The organism is Erythrobacter sp. S57(2025) (assembly GCF_057365055.1).
On sequence record NZ_CP200299.1, the window covers coordinates 2,465,003 to 2,479,318 of the forward strand.

The window sequence follows — 14,316 nt, forward strand, 5'->3', positions numbered from 1 at the left end:
GCGTTAGGCTGTGAGCGAAATCAGCAACCCCACACCGCCGATATAGACGATGATTGCTGCAAGAGAGTCCTCGCCCATGCGCAGGATCGTTCTGTCACGGCGCTCTATCAAGCCGATGACGAAAATGCCTGTTAGTCCAAGCGCCAGCATTGTCGCCGTGATCTCGAAAGCTCCAGCCCGTGCGAGCACTCCGGGACGCGGTGTGACGATATCAATCGCCAGGATTATCGCGAGATTGAACATGTTCGATCCGAAGATTTCTCCGATGGCCAATTCATACCGATGATGACGCATCGCACCGACAATCGCGCTGGCTTCCGGCAGGGATGTAGCAACAGCGATAATCAGTAAGCCGACTATGCTAGTGCTAATCCCGGTCTCGCGAGCGATAGTCTCACCTGCATTCGCCAGTGTCACACCACCAATCAGAATGACGGATGCAAGTCCGAGTAATACTAAGGCGAGCTTCTCGTTCGAAATATCGGATTTGCGCGTCTCTTGAGCGGCTTCGAGATCTGGTGGATTGATGACTTGCCACATAGGTCGTCGCTCAGCGCGATCGGAGATAAACAGGGCTATCATCACGCCTGTGAAGATAGCCAACGACCAAGCGCTGGCAGGCCCGCCCCAATCACCACCACCGATACCAATCGCCGCAGCGACCAGCGCGAAAAGAGTCATACTCAACACGCCTTGGATCAGTGTAACAGGACGAGCCACTACCGAGGTAAGCGGGCGGGCTCCGATCACCATGTCAGCGAGCGCCAGAAGTAGAAGGTTGAGGCTAGCGCTGCCAAGAATGTCGTTAAGTGATAGGAGTGGCACTCCAATTGCGGCGGCAGTCGTGCCCGTCGCCAGTTCCGGTAGTGAGGTAATGCCACCAAGTACCAGCATGCCAGCGATGCCTTGGCCAAGACCGGTTCTCTCGCTCAGAGCAACGACGTAAGCTGGAAGTCTTGTTCCTGCCCACCAAACCGCCATTGCTGCCAAAACGAAGATGAATACCGTTTGCCAGAGGACTGTCACTAACGCTCACTTTCGATGTGTTTGGACGTCGTGCGAAAAAGAGAGGTGGCGGTTTGCGATGAGGCACCGCCAAGCCTCAGAATGGCAATCATGCCGTCGCGGGCGATCCAAGCGATTCTTGATCCGTACTGGACAACATTCCAGTGACCTGACGTCCAAACGCTCCCAATCCGAACAGCATAGCCAAGAGCATAACCAGAAGACCCACAAGTGGGATCATGGCCAGCAACAGGAGAACGACCACACCACCGAGCGGCCAAAGAAAACGATCAACCGTGGTCTCAGGTTCACCGGTTTTCTTACCGATTATCCGGCGCGCACTCATCCCCATGAAATGCGCTGTCACAGCCACTGCAATCGGGGTGAGGGCAAGTGAGGCGATGAACAGGAAGATCGCCAATGGAATGCCAAAACCGGTCCAAAACAGTACCAGCCCAAGAACTGGTACGATTACAGCAAAAAGCACACCAATCCCCAGAGCTGGCAGCGGCTTCTTCGCTAGCATATTCGACGTTGCCCGCATTACACGCGGAACTGCAAAGACCAACGCAGTAACAATCACGAAGTAGCTGATAAGCATGGACAGCCCGAACGAGACGAGAAATTGCCCGATGCCTTTCCCGTACTCTTCTGCCGTGTAAGGTTCAGACGCGGTCAACTGCGTGCGGTTGCCCTCGATCACAGCCGCTGGATCGACCTTAAGGTTGGAACCGCGATAAAGGAGATCGCCCTCAATGCGTGCGTTCGGGCCAAGTTCAATTGAGTCCCCGGAAAGTCGCGCTGTGCCGGGGACGACCGAATTCACGTAGATCTCGTTTGCGCCGATCCGTAAGTCTTGCCCGACAGGCGCTTCGAAGCGGATTGTTCCGCCCGCAATTACAGCTGTACCGCCAATCTCTACTGTGTCCGCAGCGACGATCTCACCGCCCGCAAGGACGACATCATCGTCGATGTTTGCCTGCATGAGATCGATTTCTCCAGCCGCTGCAATGACATCACGAACATTGGCACTTGTGATAATCAACTCGCCGCCAGCTATGATGAGATGATCCGCACCAGCACCTTCAACGGTCAGGCTACTTGCCGCCGCGAATAGATCGTCTGTTGTCTGCTGTCGGACTACCAGTTCATCAGCAGCAAGAAAAACCATGTCTTGCTCTGCTGCTTCGTTCGTTTGCAACATCGTAGGTTCGCTTTGATCTTGCCCGATAGAACTTGTGGGCAAGGTTATCGTGCCAAATGTAACTAAGCACCCTGCGGCAATGCTTTTCAGTGAAGCTGTCTTGAGAAAAGCCATTTTGAGAGCCTCCTATTTGGGCGGAATGCCCTGACTCCCTGAGCTTCGTAGATTGCGGCAAGCACCAACATCCGTAATTGTCCTGAGGCGCTCAGCGTCCAGCTTTCAGGATGCGCAATCAATGCAGCGGGTCGCAATTGGCCTGGCTTTCAGCCGGCCCGCTCCCACCTCTTTTCCGCATTGTGAGCAGGTGCCGTAAGTGCCGTTTTCGATACGATGCAAGGCAAAGCCAATTTGGCGGATTTCTGACCGCAAAGCATCGTCAATACCTTCTAGCGCTTCATCATCAGCTAGATCCACCGCCTGTTCGCTCCAGTCCGCGTTGAGCGGGTGGCGCAGATCGTCTTCAATTACTTCAGCGCGTTCCAATAGATCCTCAAGGCGGCTCCTCAAGCGTGCAGCGAACTCAGATTTGTCAGGCATTTGCGCTTCCTTCTCAAAGATACTGATCGCAAGGCTCTGACTAATCTCCGAGCCTCGTTCCCTTTGAAGGGTAGCGGGGCCACACGACCACTGGCTCTACGGCAATTTACGTAATTCGCTGATCCGAACTCAGGCTATTTTTGGATTCAGTTTCAACACAGTCCGTGTGAGTGAAAGCCATGAAATCTATCCTTCTCCATGTTTATGACGATGATTGTTTCGAAGCCCGTTTCCAAGTGGCTTTGGACCTTGCACGCCAATGCAAAGGTCGCATCACTTGCGCGCAAGCTGTACCCTATGATTTTGGTCTGCCAACCGACTTCTATGGAACGATGTCTGCGGAGATGATCGTTCAGTATGACAAGGTCGCCAAGGACGCTCGGAAAGCAATCGAGGAACGGCTCGCGCACGAGGACGTCCAGTGGGAATGGAAACGATCCAGCGGCTCTGCAGCTGCCCTGATCGGCTCTTGCGCACCGATGCACGATGTCGTGATTGTTGGCGCGCATGACCCACTTAAACTGCCTGATTCTCCTTCACGCTTTGTCGGTGAGTTGATTGAACGTGTGCGAGCACCAATCATAGTTGTGCCTAAGGATGTTCGATCATTTGATCTAGAAGTGCCGGCAATTGTCGCATGGAATGGATCGGCCGAGAGCGCGCATGCACTGCGAGCGGCCATGCCACTACTCGGACGAGCGAAGGAGGTGCACGTATTGAGTGTGGGCGAGACGAAAAAGAAGAAGACGAAGAAACACACACCGCAGTTCGACTTGCCGTCTTTGCAAGCTGCGGAATATCTCGCGCAGCATGATGTGAAGAGCGAGATCACCGAACTCACCGCAGCTAAAGGGCAGTCGATTGCGGCGGCGCTCGTCGAGGCAACTGAGGCACGTAAAGGCGGGTACATAGTCATGGGTGCCTACGGCCATTCGCGCTTCCGTGAACAAATCCTTGGAGGTGTGACACGTGACATGCTTCGAGATCTGAAGGTGCCGTTGATCCTAGCCCATTGACCTAACATCAACTGAGTTTTGAGCGCATCCAAGTCGGAGACCTACCGTGACCATGATTTTTCGTGGACTTGCAGCATTGATCATTGGAGGTGGCCTATTCGTCTGGTCAACGAGTCTCGTTCGCACCTTTGAAAAAAGGCGTTGGCAGGCGCAACGCATTCCACTTCAGCCGGCCAAAATCTTGACAAAGGAGGACATCGCTCACCTGCCATCATCTGTTCGCCGCTACCTTGCTGTGACGAAATCAATCGGCAGGCCAATCGTTTCAGAGATCATCATGGAATTCGATGCGACGATGTATGATGCACCTGGCGCAAAAGGCATGCACGGGCCAGCAAACCAGTATAATCGCTTCGATGAGCTTCACAGGCTTTTCTTCATGCGAACGACCATGAAAGGATTGCCGGTCGCGGTTCTTCACGATTTCAATATTGACCATGCGAGAATGAAAGTTCGTGCTGCGGGATTGGCGAATGTTGTCGATACAGACAGTGCAGATCTCACCCGCACGGAAACCGTGACCATCCTAAACGATCTTGCATTTTTCGCGCCTTCAAGGCTGACCGACGAACGCCTCAAATGGACTGAGATCGACGACATCCGTGCCAAGGTAGAGTTTACTCTGGGCGCCAACACGGTTTCTGCTGAGCTGATCTTCAATGAAGCAGGTGAACTGGTCGACTTCGTGTCAGAGGATCGCGGTATGCTCCAGAAAGATGACAGTTTGCGACTAGCAAAATGGTCCACGCCGCTTGGCCGGTATCGCAATTTCGGTGGATGGCGTCTGGCAAGCGAAGGGGACGCGATCTGGCACCTGCCAGAGGGGCCATTCGCCTACGCCCATCTTCGTTTGAAGCACTATCAGGCGAGATGAATCCATGGGGCAGAACTGGCAAAATTCAGAGCCTTCTTACGGTTTGACCAGGTCAGAGTCCTTGGAGCAAACATGACTAAGCCATTCAAATCAGCTGCGTTCATTTTGGTTGCTGTCGCAGTCCTATTTAGCGTTCCTTCGCCGCTGCTCGCCGATGTGTTGATCGAGAATGTCGCCATTGTCGATATCGAAAGCGGTAAAGTGTTGGAGCCTCAATCAGTGCTGATTGAAGGTAACCGCATTATTCAAGTATCTGACGAGATTGATGCTCCCGAGGATGCTGAGCGGATCGATGGGAATGGGCGGTTCCTAATTCCCGGGTTATGGGACAGCCACGTGCATCTTTTCTCATCCGCGTCAGAGCCTGACACTGCACTACCCATGTATCTGATCAACGGCGTGACTGGCGTCAGGGACATGGGCGCTTTGTGGCCTATCGCAGCGCAACAAGAACTTCAAAAGAGCATCGAAGACGGGGAAGTAGTTGGCCCTCGCTTAATCCTTTCAGGCGCTTGGGTCGATGCGACGCCGGGCTCCTGGCCCGGCATGTTCCTCGCCGACACTCCTGAGCAAGCGCGCGAAGTGGTTTTGCGAATTAGGGCTGAAGGCTGGGCTGCAGTTAAATCCTATTCGATGCTTGATGAAGCTACATATCTGGCGCTTGCAGAAAGCGCCGAAGCGGCTGACCTACCATTGGTTGGCCACATCCCAGAACGCGTTTCGCTTTTGACAGCGGTGGGAAGCGGTCAAAGCGGTATGGAACACTTCGGCCGTATCCCCATGGCCTGCTCCACAGCCGAAATCGCAATGCTTGAAGAGCTGCGATTAGCAATGGTTAGCGGCGCTCCTCTCGATGATATCTTTACGATCATGGCATCGCGCAATCGCATCATCCTTGAAACATGGAGTGAAGAGCTTTGTCAGCGCGTTCTTGAGAGCGTCGCTGAGGCGCAAATGCATATTAGCCCCACACTGGTCGTGGCCGACTTCTATCTCGGTAATTGGCCATCTGCGGATACGCCAAGGATGCAAATGCTGCCCGCGGCAGTCCGCGAAGCATGGGGTAAGCCGGACTTCAGGTTGGAAGCTATGACAGATGAAGTCCGTGCTCTTGCAGAGGAAAGCATCACGCTGGATCGCAAGACGTTTCTGATGGCTTACCGTGCGGGCGTGCCGATCCTCGCATCATCTGACGCGTCATTTGCTAATCCATTTCTATTCCATGGGTTCTCGCTGCTGGATGAGCTTGAGCTTTACGTGGAGATCGGCCTTACGCCTCGTGAAGCGCTCTACAGCGCAGCCGTCGCCCCTCCGCGCTTTTTCGATTTGGAAGATCAAGATGGAACGCTTTCTGTTGGACGGCGTGCGGACATGGTTCTGCTGAGCGCAAATCCGCTTGACGATTTGGCTACTCTGCGAAAGCCTGAGGCAGTAATCGTAAATGGCCGAGTGCTTGATCGCGATAAACTAAATGAGATGGAGCAGATACTCCTTGAAAACGGGCAAGCTCCCTTGGGATGACTTTCCAATGACCCATCAACAATCTTTCACTCAAAACAAACCTGTTCCCAGCAACAACGCACTGGTGGTCGCACCAAGCAAGGGAACGAAGCGCGGAATCACAAAACAATCGGGCGGCGGCGCGTCTTCTGAATTCTTCACGAGGACTAGTGCGATGTTCACAAGAACGAACGTAAACAAGACGATCTGAGAAGTCCGTTCCGCCAGCATCTCGATTGGAAACAATTGAGACAGGGCGATGATGATCCCTGCCACGACTGCAGTCGCTAGAATTGGTGTATGTGTGCGCTCCCAAACCAAAGCTAGCGGCTTTGGCAGATAACCTCTGTCGGCTAATCCATAAAGCATTCTGGAGGCCATAATGATCTGTATCAGGATACCGTTCACCGTGGCGACAATGGCAATCAGGCCGAAGCCCTCGCGCAAAAATGTCGGAGCATTCGCGAAGACCAGCAAGAGAGGGGAAGAACTGCTGATCAATGCCTCGAGCGGTATCGTCATTATCACCGCTGCGGTCGTCAATGTGTAGAGCAAGGTCGAAATGATCAGGGTCAGTATCACCGCCCGTGGATAGGCCGTCAGTGGGTCATTCACTTCCTCCGCGACGCTGGCCATATCTTCGAAGCCTATGAATGCGAAGAAAGCTAGGGTGGACGCCGCGAAGATGCCAAACCAATGGGCCATTTCGAACGAAGGGAGTAGCTGCGTCGCGTCGACTATTGGTTGATTGGGGCCAGCCATCGTCCAACCGATAACCAGAAGCAAACCAGCGATCTCTATCACTGTGATGACGGCCGCCGCTGTCACGGATTCGCTTATGCCCCAGGCGGCAAGCACACCCATCGCGATCACCGTCAAAAGCGCTAGTATGGGTATTGGAAGTCCAGTCAGACCGCTCAAATACCCACCGGCTCCAATTGCGACTGCTGATGCCGACACGATACCGGAAACCGCGATGAGCAATCCGATGCCGATGGTTATCCATCGCCGATCGAATCCCGCCTCGATATAGGCAGCAGCGCCTGAACTGACTGGATATCGAGTTGCTAGCTCGATGTATGAAAGAGCAGTTATGCTGACGACCAGCGCAGCGATCAGAAAGGAAAAAGGTGCAAATAGTCCAGCCCGTGCAGCAGTTGCGCCGACTAGGACATAAATCCCTGCTCCAAGTGTTACCCCCAAACCATACAAAGTTAGAAGGGGCCATGAGAGCGCACGTTTGAGCTTGACGGTGCCGTTTGCACCTTCAGTTGACGCGGGTTTTATGTGCGATACTGCCTTTGACATCTCCAGATCTTTCAATCCCTCCCTCTAAAAGCGCATCCTGGCCCATACCGGCAGATGGTCCGACGCGCGCGTGGCCAGCGAGCTGCGATGTACACCCCATTCAAGGGCCTCGACGCGGTCGCAGTGCATTATTCGATCAAGGCGTGCGATGGGGCGATTGCTGTGAAAGCTACGACCGCAATCAAGCACTGAAAAATTCTTGCTGAAGACTTTCAGGCACCCGGCATTGCGGCGCCACTCGTTTAGGTCGCCGGTAAGGATCGTGGGGTGTTTCTTCTTTCGCTCTTCCGCAAGATCCGCAATTACATTCGCCTGGCGGGTCCGCCAAAGGCCAGACAGATCGAGATGCATTCCAAAAATCGAGATGCGTTGGCCGGCGAGGCCGAGTGTTGCTGTCACGACCCCTCTTGGTTCCAAATATGGAATATGGATGATGTCATGATGCTCGATTGTGATGTTCTTGCGCACAAGAATGGCATTGCCGTGCCATCCCATCGAATCCCGCTGAACATCCAGAGGCACGGGCACATAATCGGTATGTGCCTCAATCTGGAAAGCTGGCAGCGCGCTTTGACGCTTACCAAAGCGACGATCCGCTTCTTGCAGCACAACAATATTGGCATCAATCTCTTCGAGCACATTGAGGATGCGTAGCGGACGACGCGTGAAGTCAGTCCCAATCGCTTTCTGAATATTATAGCTGGCGATCTTAATTTCGGTTCGGGCCATTTCAGCAATGTCTCTCGGTTCTAGATCAGATCAGCCATCAGCCGAGCCGTGTTTTCCAGTATCTTCGAGTAAAGCGGACGCTGCGACCATTTCTCAATCGTAAGCCGCTCACACTCGTCCAAACGTATCTCCTCAAGCTTTTCCAGTTTCTCGGCAAAGTCAGCATCATAGTTGACCAGATCAATTTCCGCATTCAGTTCGAATGATCGGACATCCATATTGCTGGTGCCCACAATTGAGACTTCGTGATCTACACGGAAGTGTTTCGCGTGTAGAAAGTCTGGTCCAAGCAAATGGATTTCCATGCCAAGTCTAAGCAGTTCCGCGTAGTAACTGCGCTGCGCGAGCCCTACGAGGCGATGATCGCTTTGACGCGGAGTGATCAGCTTTACTCGAACCCCACCAATGACTGCGGCTTTGATCGCGGAAACCATGGCGTCGTTCGGAATGAAATATGGAGTGGTGATAACCACGTCTGCCTCAGCGTTATGAATTGCCTGAGCGAAGAGCAAGTCGACTCCGACTTCAGGCTTTTCAGGACCGGTGGGGACAATCTGTGCTGTGCAATCCCCATTGGTGGGCGGAGCAGGATAGTATTGCTCGCCTTTCAGCTCTTCCAGCGTCTCAAGGTACCAGTCCGCAGCAAAAACTGCCTGAAGCTGAGCGACCGCAGGCCCCTCAATCCGCAGCAGGATATCTTTGTTGGCGCGACCAGATTGCGCGCGCACATCCCACACATTTTGCGATCCGGTGTAGCCAGCCCTACCATCGACGACGACAATCTTGCGGTGATTTCGCAAATCTATGCGCGAGCTACGCAACCTGCGCCGTAGAGGCAGAATGTCGTGAACCTCAACACCGCATTTTCTCAGTCGCCGCTTAAGTCTCCGTAGTGATCCGTAAGAGCCCAGCGCATCAATCAGCACCCGGCATTTGACTCCTCTTGAAACGGCGCGTTCGAGTGCATCGATGATCAACTGGCCAATGCTATCGTCCCGAAAAATGTAGAATTCCAAATGAACATGATGCCTAGCCTGGTCGATGTCTGAAATGATGGTCTGATAAGCTCCATCATATTTGTCGATCATCTCTAGGCGATTGTTTTTGGTGACTTCGAAACCGCCAATACCATGCGCCAACCTTTCGACAGCTCGATTGTCAGATGACAGTTTTGGCCGCTCAGAAAATCCGCCTATTTTCAGCAAAATCCGATCATGCAAGGCGGGCAGCGCATCAAGCCGTTTCTTTCTATTGGTGGAGAAATAGGGGCGCCCAATCAATGAATAGGCAACCACTGCAAGCCACGGCAGAGCGAAAAATACGAGAAGCCAGCTGCGCGCTTCTGCTGGAGCGCGGCGGAAGGGAACAAGCACGAATGCGACCAGCGCAATTGCCCAACCCAGCACTGAGACGTTGTTTGACCAAAGCCATGAAATCCATGGATCCAAAAGCCCAAACGATGTGCCTGAGGGCATTGAAAGGCTTAGCCATTTGACCAACGCTAGTGTCAGGCTCCATTCGGTCATATCGTCAAATTCGACTGTTGATGAAATGCATGACAACGTCCCATGAGCCGAACCCTAGGAATATCCGACCAGCCATCATCGAAATAAGCGCTATCAGTAAGACTACCCAAATAGCCGCGATTCCTCCGGTAAGGCGCCAACTCTTGGGGGGCAGGCCTTGGAAGAGGAAAGTCATAATACCAGCCACGTTCACACATACGAGATTGATGGCAAATAAGAAGAATGCGTTTGCGCTTGCGATCGGGAACCCTGCGCCCAAGTAGATGCCGGTTGCGGTAAGAGGCGGGACCAATGCAACTGCGATCATCACTCCGACCAAGGCAAGCGATGCGCCACGGCTGAAAGCGAGCACGCCGGCAGCTCCACAAGCAAGCGCGAGCGCGACATCTGCGGGTTGTACTAGCGTCCGGTTACGCAATTCTGGCATGAGCGGATCTATGTCGACAACCAATCCTAAGCCAACGCCCGCGAGCACTGCGGAAATGCAGCCTATGATTAACGTAAAGGCTGCCTGGCGGCCAAGCCGTCGATTCCCCACTGTCGCGGCCAAGGCGATACCCATTGTTGGCCCCAACAATGGTGCAATTATCATAGCGCCGATGACGACGGCGGTCTGACCGCTGCGCATGCCTAAACCGGCAATTATGGCTGAAAGTGTAACTGTGAGCAGGTATGTGGCTCTGACGTGAAGGCTTTCCTCTATGTCATCGTATATTTCATCAGTGCTTAACCGATCTCGGCTGAAAAATCGTTCGAGCGGGCTGGGGAGCGGTAGATCGCCGTCCAACGGCAATGCTGTTTCTGCAGTTTCTCCCAGCGGCGGAATGACCGCTTCCAAAGCCTCAACGTAAGCGGTGAAGCGCGGCTCCCGTGCAAAAGTGCTGTAGAGTTCACTTAGAAGGCGTTCAGTGTAGCGCTGCTGTATAAGGCAGCTGAATTTTTCCTGTCCGCCAGGCACTGCCTCACGCCAAAACAGTCGGGCATGCTTTTTGAGGATCGCTTCGAGCTCATCAATCCGCGTTTCCGGGAGGTAAATCTTGACGATCCGTGCAGACATCGCGCCTCATTGCTAGTTGGTTCGTGGCTGTTAAGTTGTCTGGCGATAGCGAATTGGGCCGACGTGTCGCTTAGGAAACCTACGTAAGTGCTATCAGACCGCCACCCCAAAAAGATGTCCAATCGTCGCGGTCGCAGCCATCGCCAATGCTCCCCAGCCAACAACTCTGACTACTGCCGGCGCGATGGGTGCACCACCCAGCTTCGCGCCCATTGCTCCCAGCGCGGCTAGTGCTAGAAACGAAACGACTACTACGCTCACCATGACCGCATCCGGCGGTGCAAAGACTGACGTCAAAACGGGTATGGCGGCTGCAACGCTAAAGGTAACACCTGAAGCTAGCGCGGCCTGAATGGGGCGGGCTTTGTGCGTGTCGACCAAACCAATTTCGTCCCTTAAGTGGGCCCCAAGCGGGTCTGTGCTCATCAGTTCGCGCGCAACTTGTGAAGCTGTTTGCTCGGTCAAACCGCGCAACTTGTATATCTCGACGAGCTCTTGCAGCTCTTCTTCGGGCATGGCCTCAATCGCTTGCTTCTCGCGGCGGATATCTGCCAATTCCGAGTCTCGCTGAGAGGACACAGAGATAAATTCGCCTGCAGCCATCGACATCGCGCCGGCGGTCAAACCTGCCACTCCTGATATCAGAACGACAGATGGCTCAGGATCCGCAGCCGCAACGCCAATAATCAATGATGCCACGGAGATGATCCCATCATTGCCGCCGAGCACGGCGGCCCTCAACCATCCGCTGCGATGAGCGAAATGCGGATCATCGGGATGCGTACTAGGCTGCGTCATGTCTAGTTGCCGCGCGAATGTATTTTGCTGCTGAGCGGAAATGACTGGGGCCGGCGGCTTCCGCCCAACGCCCCGGTGGCCAAGCGTTGTTCGCGCCTTGCATAGGGGAGCAGTACAAATCGGATTCTGAGTGATCCTCCAGAAACTCGATAAACCTCTTGTAGCGTTCATTTAAAAGCGTCTTGGCCTCATCCCAGCTCAAATTGGCCTGGCGTTCTCTAAGATCAGCGTTGTACAGCTTCAAATTATTCCATTTGTAGCCCTGCGCTGGGAAGAAGACGGGCTTCCCAGCCTGCCCATCTTCGTACCATCCGAATAAAAGATCGATCCAATGCGCGCGGTGGGCAACTACGTCTTTGATTGACGTGTCCTCATCTCGCTTTTGCATGGCTGTGTCAGATGCGAGAGCGTCGATGAGACGAGTGAGCTTCGTGTACTCTTTTCTCGTCACCGCAATCAGTTCTGATTTTGATCGTGCAACCAATGTGTTAGTTCCTTTCGATTGCTGACGGAGACAGGTGCAAAGGCGGCAGTTACGTAGAGAATTGAGTTGACAGCTATAGCATTTGTTTCGGGGTTGAATGTCGAACGCTGGGCAAGACCATCGACTGGAGCGAGGCTTTCTCGCTCTGCGGCAACAGTTCGATGCAAGGGAGTATCTCCAGACTAAGACTTCGATTTAAGGGTGTGCACGTCCTCCCCTTTCTTATGCTCCATGGCGGCGCCTTGTGCGGCAGAAGGCCATTGAGCCCAAGGCAAGGGTCGAGAGAATACGTACATATCCTGATCTGCCGATTTGCTGGTTTGCCTAACGAACGGCATATAATGGGGCGCATTGCAGTCATTCCGCGATGGATTGAGCGGCAGCAACCAGCTTTGAGATCTTCGTCGAGGCTTCGGCCAGCTCATCAGCAGCAGCCTTCTGCTCGCCATCTGATTGACTACCGACCGTCAGCGCGAGTGTGCTGTGGTCCTCCATCAGCATGCCGGTCTTGGTGTAGAGCAAGCTGATGAGTTCGCGGTTGATGTCGTCCATGGGCACCGCAATGCTCGAACGTAGCCACAAGTTCACTGGAAAGAGCGAAAGCGGCCAGAAAGCACTCGACTAGTGCCGGTATTCGAGCATCCGTCATGGATATCGAAGAGAAGATCACCGCCATTGAGGATATGACGCCCACAGAACTGCGCTCGGCATGGCGCGACACATTTGGGACGCCAGCGCCACCAGCTCTAGGCCGGTCACAAATTAGAAGAGCCCTATCGGCTCGCTTGCAAAAGCCAGGAGCGGACAAGCTCACTCAAATTGAACTTCGACAGCTCGGTGCACTTGGCCGCAAAGATGAACGCCGAAAAGAAGGTCGAGTATCGACCGAAGCCAAGCCAGGGACGTGGCTCTCGCGAACATGGCAAGGCGAAGTTCATGAGGTTGTCGTCCTCGAAAGCGGGTGCGAGTATCGAGGCCAGACGTTCCGATCTCTGAGTGCGGTCGCCTCTCATATCACGGGAGCCAAGTGGTCGGGGCCCCGCTTCTTTGGACTGAGCAGCCCAAGGCTCGGTGAGCTGAAGGTGACGGCCAATGGCTCAGCCTGGGAAGACGCTTCGCTGCGCAATCTACACTCGCAAGTCGACAGACGAGGGCTTGGATGAGGGCTTGGACAAGGACTTCGACAGCCTCAATGCTCAACGTGAAGCGTGCGCGGCGTATGTTCTGAGCCAGCAGCATGAAGGATGGACGCTGCTTCCTGAACTCTACGATGATGGTGGGCACTCGGGCGGCACGCTGGACGCCCAGCCTTGCAGCAGCTTTTGGCCGATGTGCGGGCAGGCAAGGTGGATGTGGTGGTCGTCTACAAGATTGATCGTCTGACCCGCAGCCTCGCGGACTTCGCAAAGATCGTCGATGTTTTGGATGCGGCAGAAGCATCCTTTGTCAGTGTGACCCAAGCGTTCTCTACCACCAGTTCGATGGGGCGACTGACCCTCAATGTCCTTCTGTCGTTCGGACAGTTTGAAGGCGAGGTCGGTACGGAGCGTATCCGTGACAAGGTTGCGGCTTCGAAAGCCAAGGGCATGTGGATGGGAGGCAGCGTTCCGCCTGGCTACAATGCTATCGATCGCAAGCTCGTCGTCACCCCGGAGGAAGCCGAAACCGTCCGAGAGATCATGCGACGCTACCTGGAGGCAGACTCAATCAAAGCACTTGTTGAAGAACTTGGTAGAGATGGCTTCGTAAGCAAGCGGCATGTCTCGAAGCGCGGCCGAGTGAGCGGTGGCCACCCAATCAAACGCGGCGCGCTCAAGCATCTGCTATCCAATCCGCTCTATGTGGGTGAGGTTCGGCACAAAGGATAAGATCTATCCCGGCCTTCACGAAGCAATTGTCGAACGCGACATCTTTGAGGCGGTGCAGGCAAAGCTCAAAGATCGGTCCTCGCATGGTTCATCTGCAGGCCCCAAACGACGACTGGCTTTGCTCGCCGGTATGGTCTTCGATGATCGCGATCGGCCTATGTTCCCCACCCACACAAAGAGACACGGCCGACGCTACACCTACTACGCCTCGAACATGAACGATGACTACGAAGCACCAGCTCTAAGACTGCCCGCGAGTGAGATCGAACAATCAGTCAGGCGAACGGTCGCGACGTGGCTAAGAACGAGCGAAAAAAGATTCAGAGGCTGGTTAAATCGAGGTCAGCTGATGAGAAGCAGAGGGTTTTCGAGAACGCGGAAGGTCTGGCATCTGATGTCGAACAGTTGCC

General features: G+C 54.1%; 15 protein-coding genes. 5 read left to right on the forward strand and 10 right to left on the reverse strand.

Annotation, left to right across the window (positions count from 1 at the left end; all coding sequences use genetic code 11):
• Positions 1–3: 3 nt before the first annotated feature.
• The 3 genes from AC0V6N_RS11710 to AC0V6N_RS11720 form a co-directional block, all read right to left on the reverse strand.
• Positions 4–1,026 (reverse strand): sodium:calcium antiporter, encoded by a 1,023-nt coding sequence (locus AC0V6N_RS11710; RefSeq protein ID WP_486171724.1) that lies wholly within the window; start codon positions 1,024–1,026, stop codon positions 4–6.
• 88 nt (positions 1,027–1,114) lie between these two features.
• Positions 1,115–2,209: a DUF8173 domain-containing protein gene (locus AC0V6N_RS11715; RefSeq protein WP_486171725.1), complete on the reverse strand. Its 1,095-nt coding sequence runs from the start codon at positions 2,207–2,209 to the stop codon at positions 1,115–1,117.
• Positions 2,210–2,428: 219 nt separating this feature from the next.
• Complete coding sequence (locus AC0V6N_RS11720) at positions 2,429–2,746, reverse strand: TraR/DksA family transcriptional regulator (protein ID WP_486171726.1); 318 nt, start codon at positions 2,744–2,746, stop codon at positions 2,429–2,431.
• 179 nt (positions 2,747–2,925) lie between these two features.
• On the opposite strand from AC0V6N_RS11720, the gene AC0V6N_RS11725 reads away from it, so the two are divergent.
• From AC0V6N_RS11725 to AC0V6N_RS11735, 3 genes are all read left to right on the forward strand, one after another.
• Positions 2,926–3,762 carry a universal stress protein gene (locus AC0V6N_RS11725; protein ID WP_486171727.1) on the forward strand — a complete coding sequence of 279 codons (837 nt, stop codon included), beginning with the start codon at positions 2,926–2,928 and terminating at the stop codon, positions 3,760–3,762.
• Between the two features lie 181 nt (positions 3,763–3,943).
• Positions 3,944–4,636 carry a DUF6544 family protein gene (locus AC0V6N_RS11730; RefSeq protein ID WP_486171728.1) on the forward strand — a complete coding sequence of 231 codons (693 nt, stop codon included), beginning with the start codon at positions 3,944–3,946 and terminating at the stop codon, positions 4,634–4,636.
• Between the two features lie 72 nt (positions 4,637–4,708).
• Positions 4,709–6,157: an amidohydrolase family protein gene (locus AC0V6N_RS11735; RefSeq protein ID WP_486171729.1), complete on the forward strand. Its 1,449-nt coding sequence runs from the start codon at positions 4,709–4,711 to the stop codon at positions 6,155–6,157.
• A gap of 30 nt (positions 6,158–6,187) precedes the next feature.
• On the opposite strand, the gene AC0V6N_RS11740 is transcribed toward AC0V6N_RS11735, so the two are convergent.
• The 7 genes from AC0V6N_RS11740 to AC0V6N_RS11770 all read right to left on the reverse strand — a co-directional run bounded on the left by AC0V6N_RS11740 (position 6,188) and on the right by AC0V6N_RS11770 (position 12,590).
• Positions 6,188–7,459, reverse strand: coding sequence for an APC family permease (locus AC0V6N_RS11740; protein WP_486171730.1), 1,272 nt, complete (start codon positions 7,457–7,459; stop codon positions 6,188–6,190).
• A 9-nt stretch (positions 7,460–7,468) separates the two neighbouring features.
• The gene (locus tag AC0V6N_RS11745; RefSeq protein ID WP_486171731.1) at positions 7,469–8,173 is read right to left on the reverse strand and encodes an endonuclease/exonuclease/phosphatase family protein; all 705 of its coding nucleotides are present in this window, start codon (positions 8,171–8,173) and stop codon (positions 7,469–7,471) included.
• A 20-nt stretch (positions 8,174–8,193) separates the two neighbouring features.
• Positions 8,194–9,699 (reverse strand): cardiolipin synthase, encoded by a 1,506-nt coding sequence (gene cls / locus AC0V6N_RS11750; RefSeq protein WP_486171732.1) that lies wholly within the window; start codon positions 9,697–9,699, stop codon positions 8,194–8,196.
• Between the two features lie 4 nt (positions 9,700–9,703).
• Positions 9,704–10,756, reverse strand: coding sequence for a TIGR00341 family protein (locus AC0V6N_RS11755; RefSeq protein WP_486171733.1), 1,053 nt, complete (start codon positions 10,754–10,756; stop codon positions 9,704–9,706).
• A 93-nt stretch (positions 10,757–10,849) separates the two neighbouring features.
• Positions 10,850–11,554, reverse strand: a complete 705-nt coding sequence (locus AC0V6N_RS11760) for a VIT1/CCC1 transporter family protein (protein ID WP_486171734.1) — start codon at positions 11,552–11,554, stop codon at positions 10,850–10,852.
• The gene (locus AC0V6N_RS11765; protein ID WP_486171735.1) at positions 11,541–12,038 is read right to left on the reverse strand and encodes a ClbS/DfsB family four-helix bundle protein; all 498 of its coding nucleotides are present in this window, start codon (positions 12,036–12,038) and stop codon (positions 11,541–11,543) included. The genes AC0V6N_RS11760 and AC0V6N_RS11765 overlap by 14 nt, the downstream gene beginning before the upstream one ends.
• A gap of 357 nt (positions 12,039–12,395) precedes the next feature.
• Complete coding sequence (locus tag AC0V6N_RS11770; protein ID WP_486171736.1) at positions 12,396–12,590, reverse strand: hypothetical protein; 195 nt, start codon at positions 12,588–12,590, stop codon at positions 12,396–12,398.
• A 95-nt stretch (positions 12,591–12,685) separates the two neighbouring features.
• Here AC0V6N_RS11770 and AC0V6N_RS11775 point away from each other — a divergent pair, with 95 nt between their 5' ends.
• Complete coding sequence (locus AC0V6N_RS11775) at positions 12,686–13,201, forward strand: DUF2924 domain-containing protein (protein ID WP_486171737.1); 516 nt, start codon at positions 12,686–12,688, stop codon at positions 13,199–13,201.
• 147 nt (positions 13,202–13,348) lie between these two features.
• The gene (locus AC0V6N_RS11780) at positions 13,349–13,906 is read left to right on the forward strand and encodes a recombinase family protein (protein WP_486171738.1); all 558 of its coding nucleotides are present in this window, start codon (positions 13,349–13,351) and stop codon (positions 13,904–13,906) included.
• The last annotated feature ends 410 nt before the right edge of the window (positions 13,907–14,316 follow it).

Bases quoted from the DNA above. Each gene is read 5' to 3' on its own strand.
- AC0V6N_RS11725 (WP_486171727.1), top strand. From the start codon at position 2,926: ATGAAATCTATCCTTCTCCATGTTTATGACGATGATTGTTTCGAAGCC.
- AC0V6N_RS11735 (WP_486171729.1), top strand. From the start codon at position 4,709: ATGACTAAGCCATTCAAATCAGCTGCGTTCATTTTGGTTGCTGTCGCA.
- AC0V6N_RS11775 (WP_486171737.1), top strand. From the start codon at position 12,686: ATGGATATCGAAGAGAAGATCACCGCCATTGAGGATATGACGCCCACA.
- AC0V6N_RS11755 (WP_486171733.1), bottom strand. From the start codon at position 10,756: ATGTCTGCACGGATCGTCAAGATTTACCTCCCGGAAACGCGGATTGAT.
- AC0V6N_RS11770 (WP_486171736.1), bottom strand. From the start codon at position 12,590: ATGGACGACATCAACCGCGAACTCATCAGCTTGCTCTACACCAAGACC.
- AC0V6N_RS11715 (WP_486171725.1), bottom strand. From the start codon at position 2,209: ATGTTGCAAACGAACGAAGCAGCAGAGCAAGACATGGTTTTTCTTGCT.
- AC0V6N_RS11760 (WP_486171734.1), bottom strand. From the start codon at position 11,554: ATGACGCAGCCTAGTACGCATCCCGATGATCCGCATTTCGCTCATCGC.
- AC0V6N_RS11745 (WP_486171731.1), bottom strand. From the start codon at position 8,173: ATGGCCCGAACCGAAATTAAGATCGCCAGCTATAATATTCAGAAAGCG.
- AC0V6N_RS11720 (WP_486171726.1), bottom strand. From the start codon at position 2,746: ATGCCTGACAAATCTGAGTTCGCTGCACGCTTGAGGAGCCGCCTTGAG.
- cls (WP_486171732.1), bottom strand. From the start codon at position 9,699: ATGACCGAATGGAGCCTGACACTAGCGTTGGTCAAATGGCTAAGCCTT.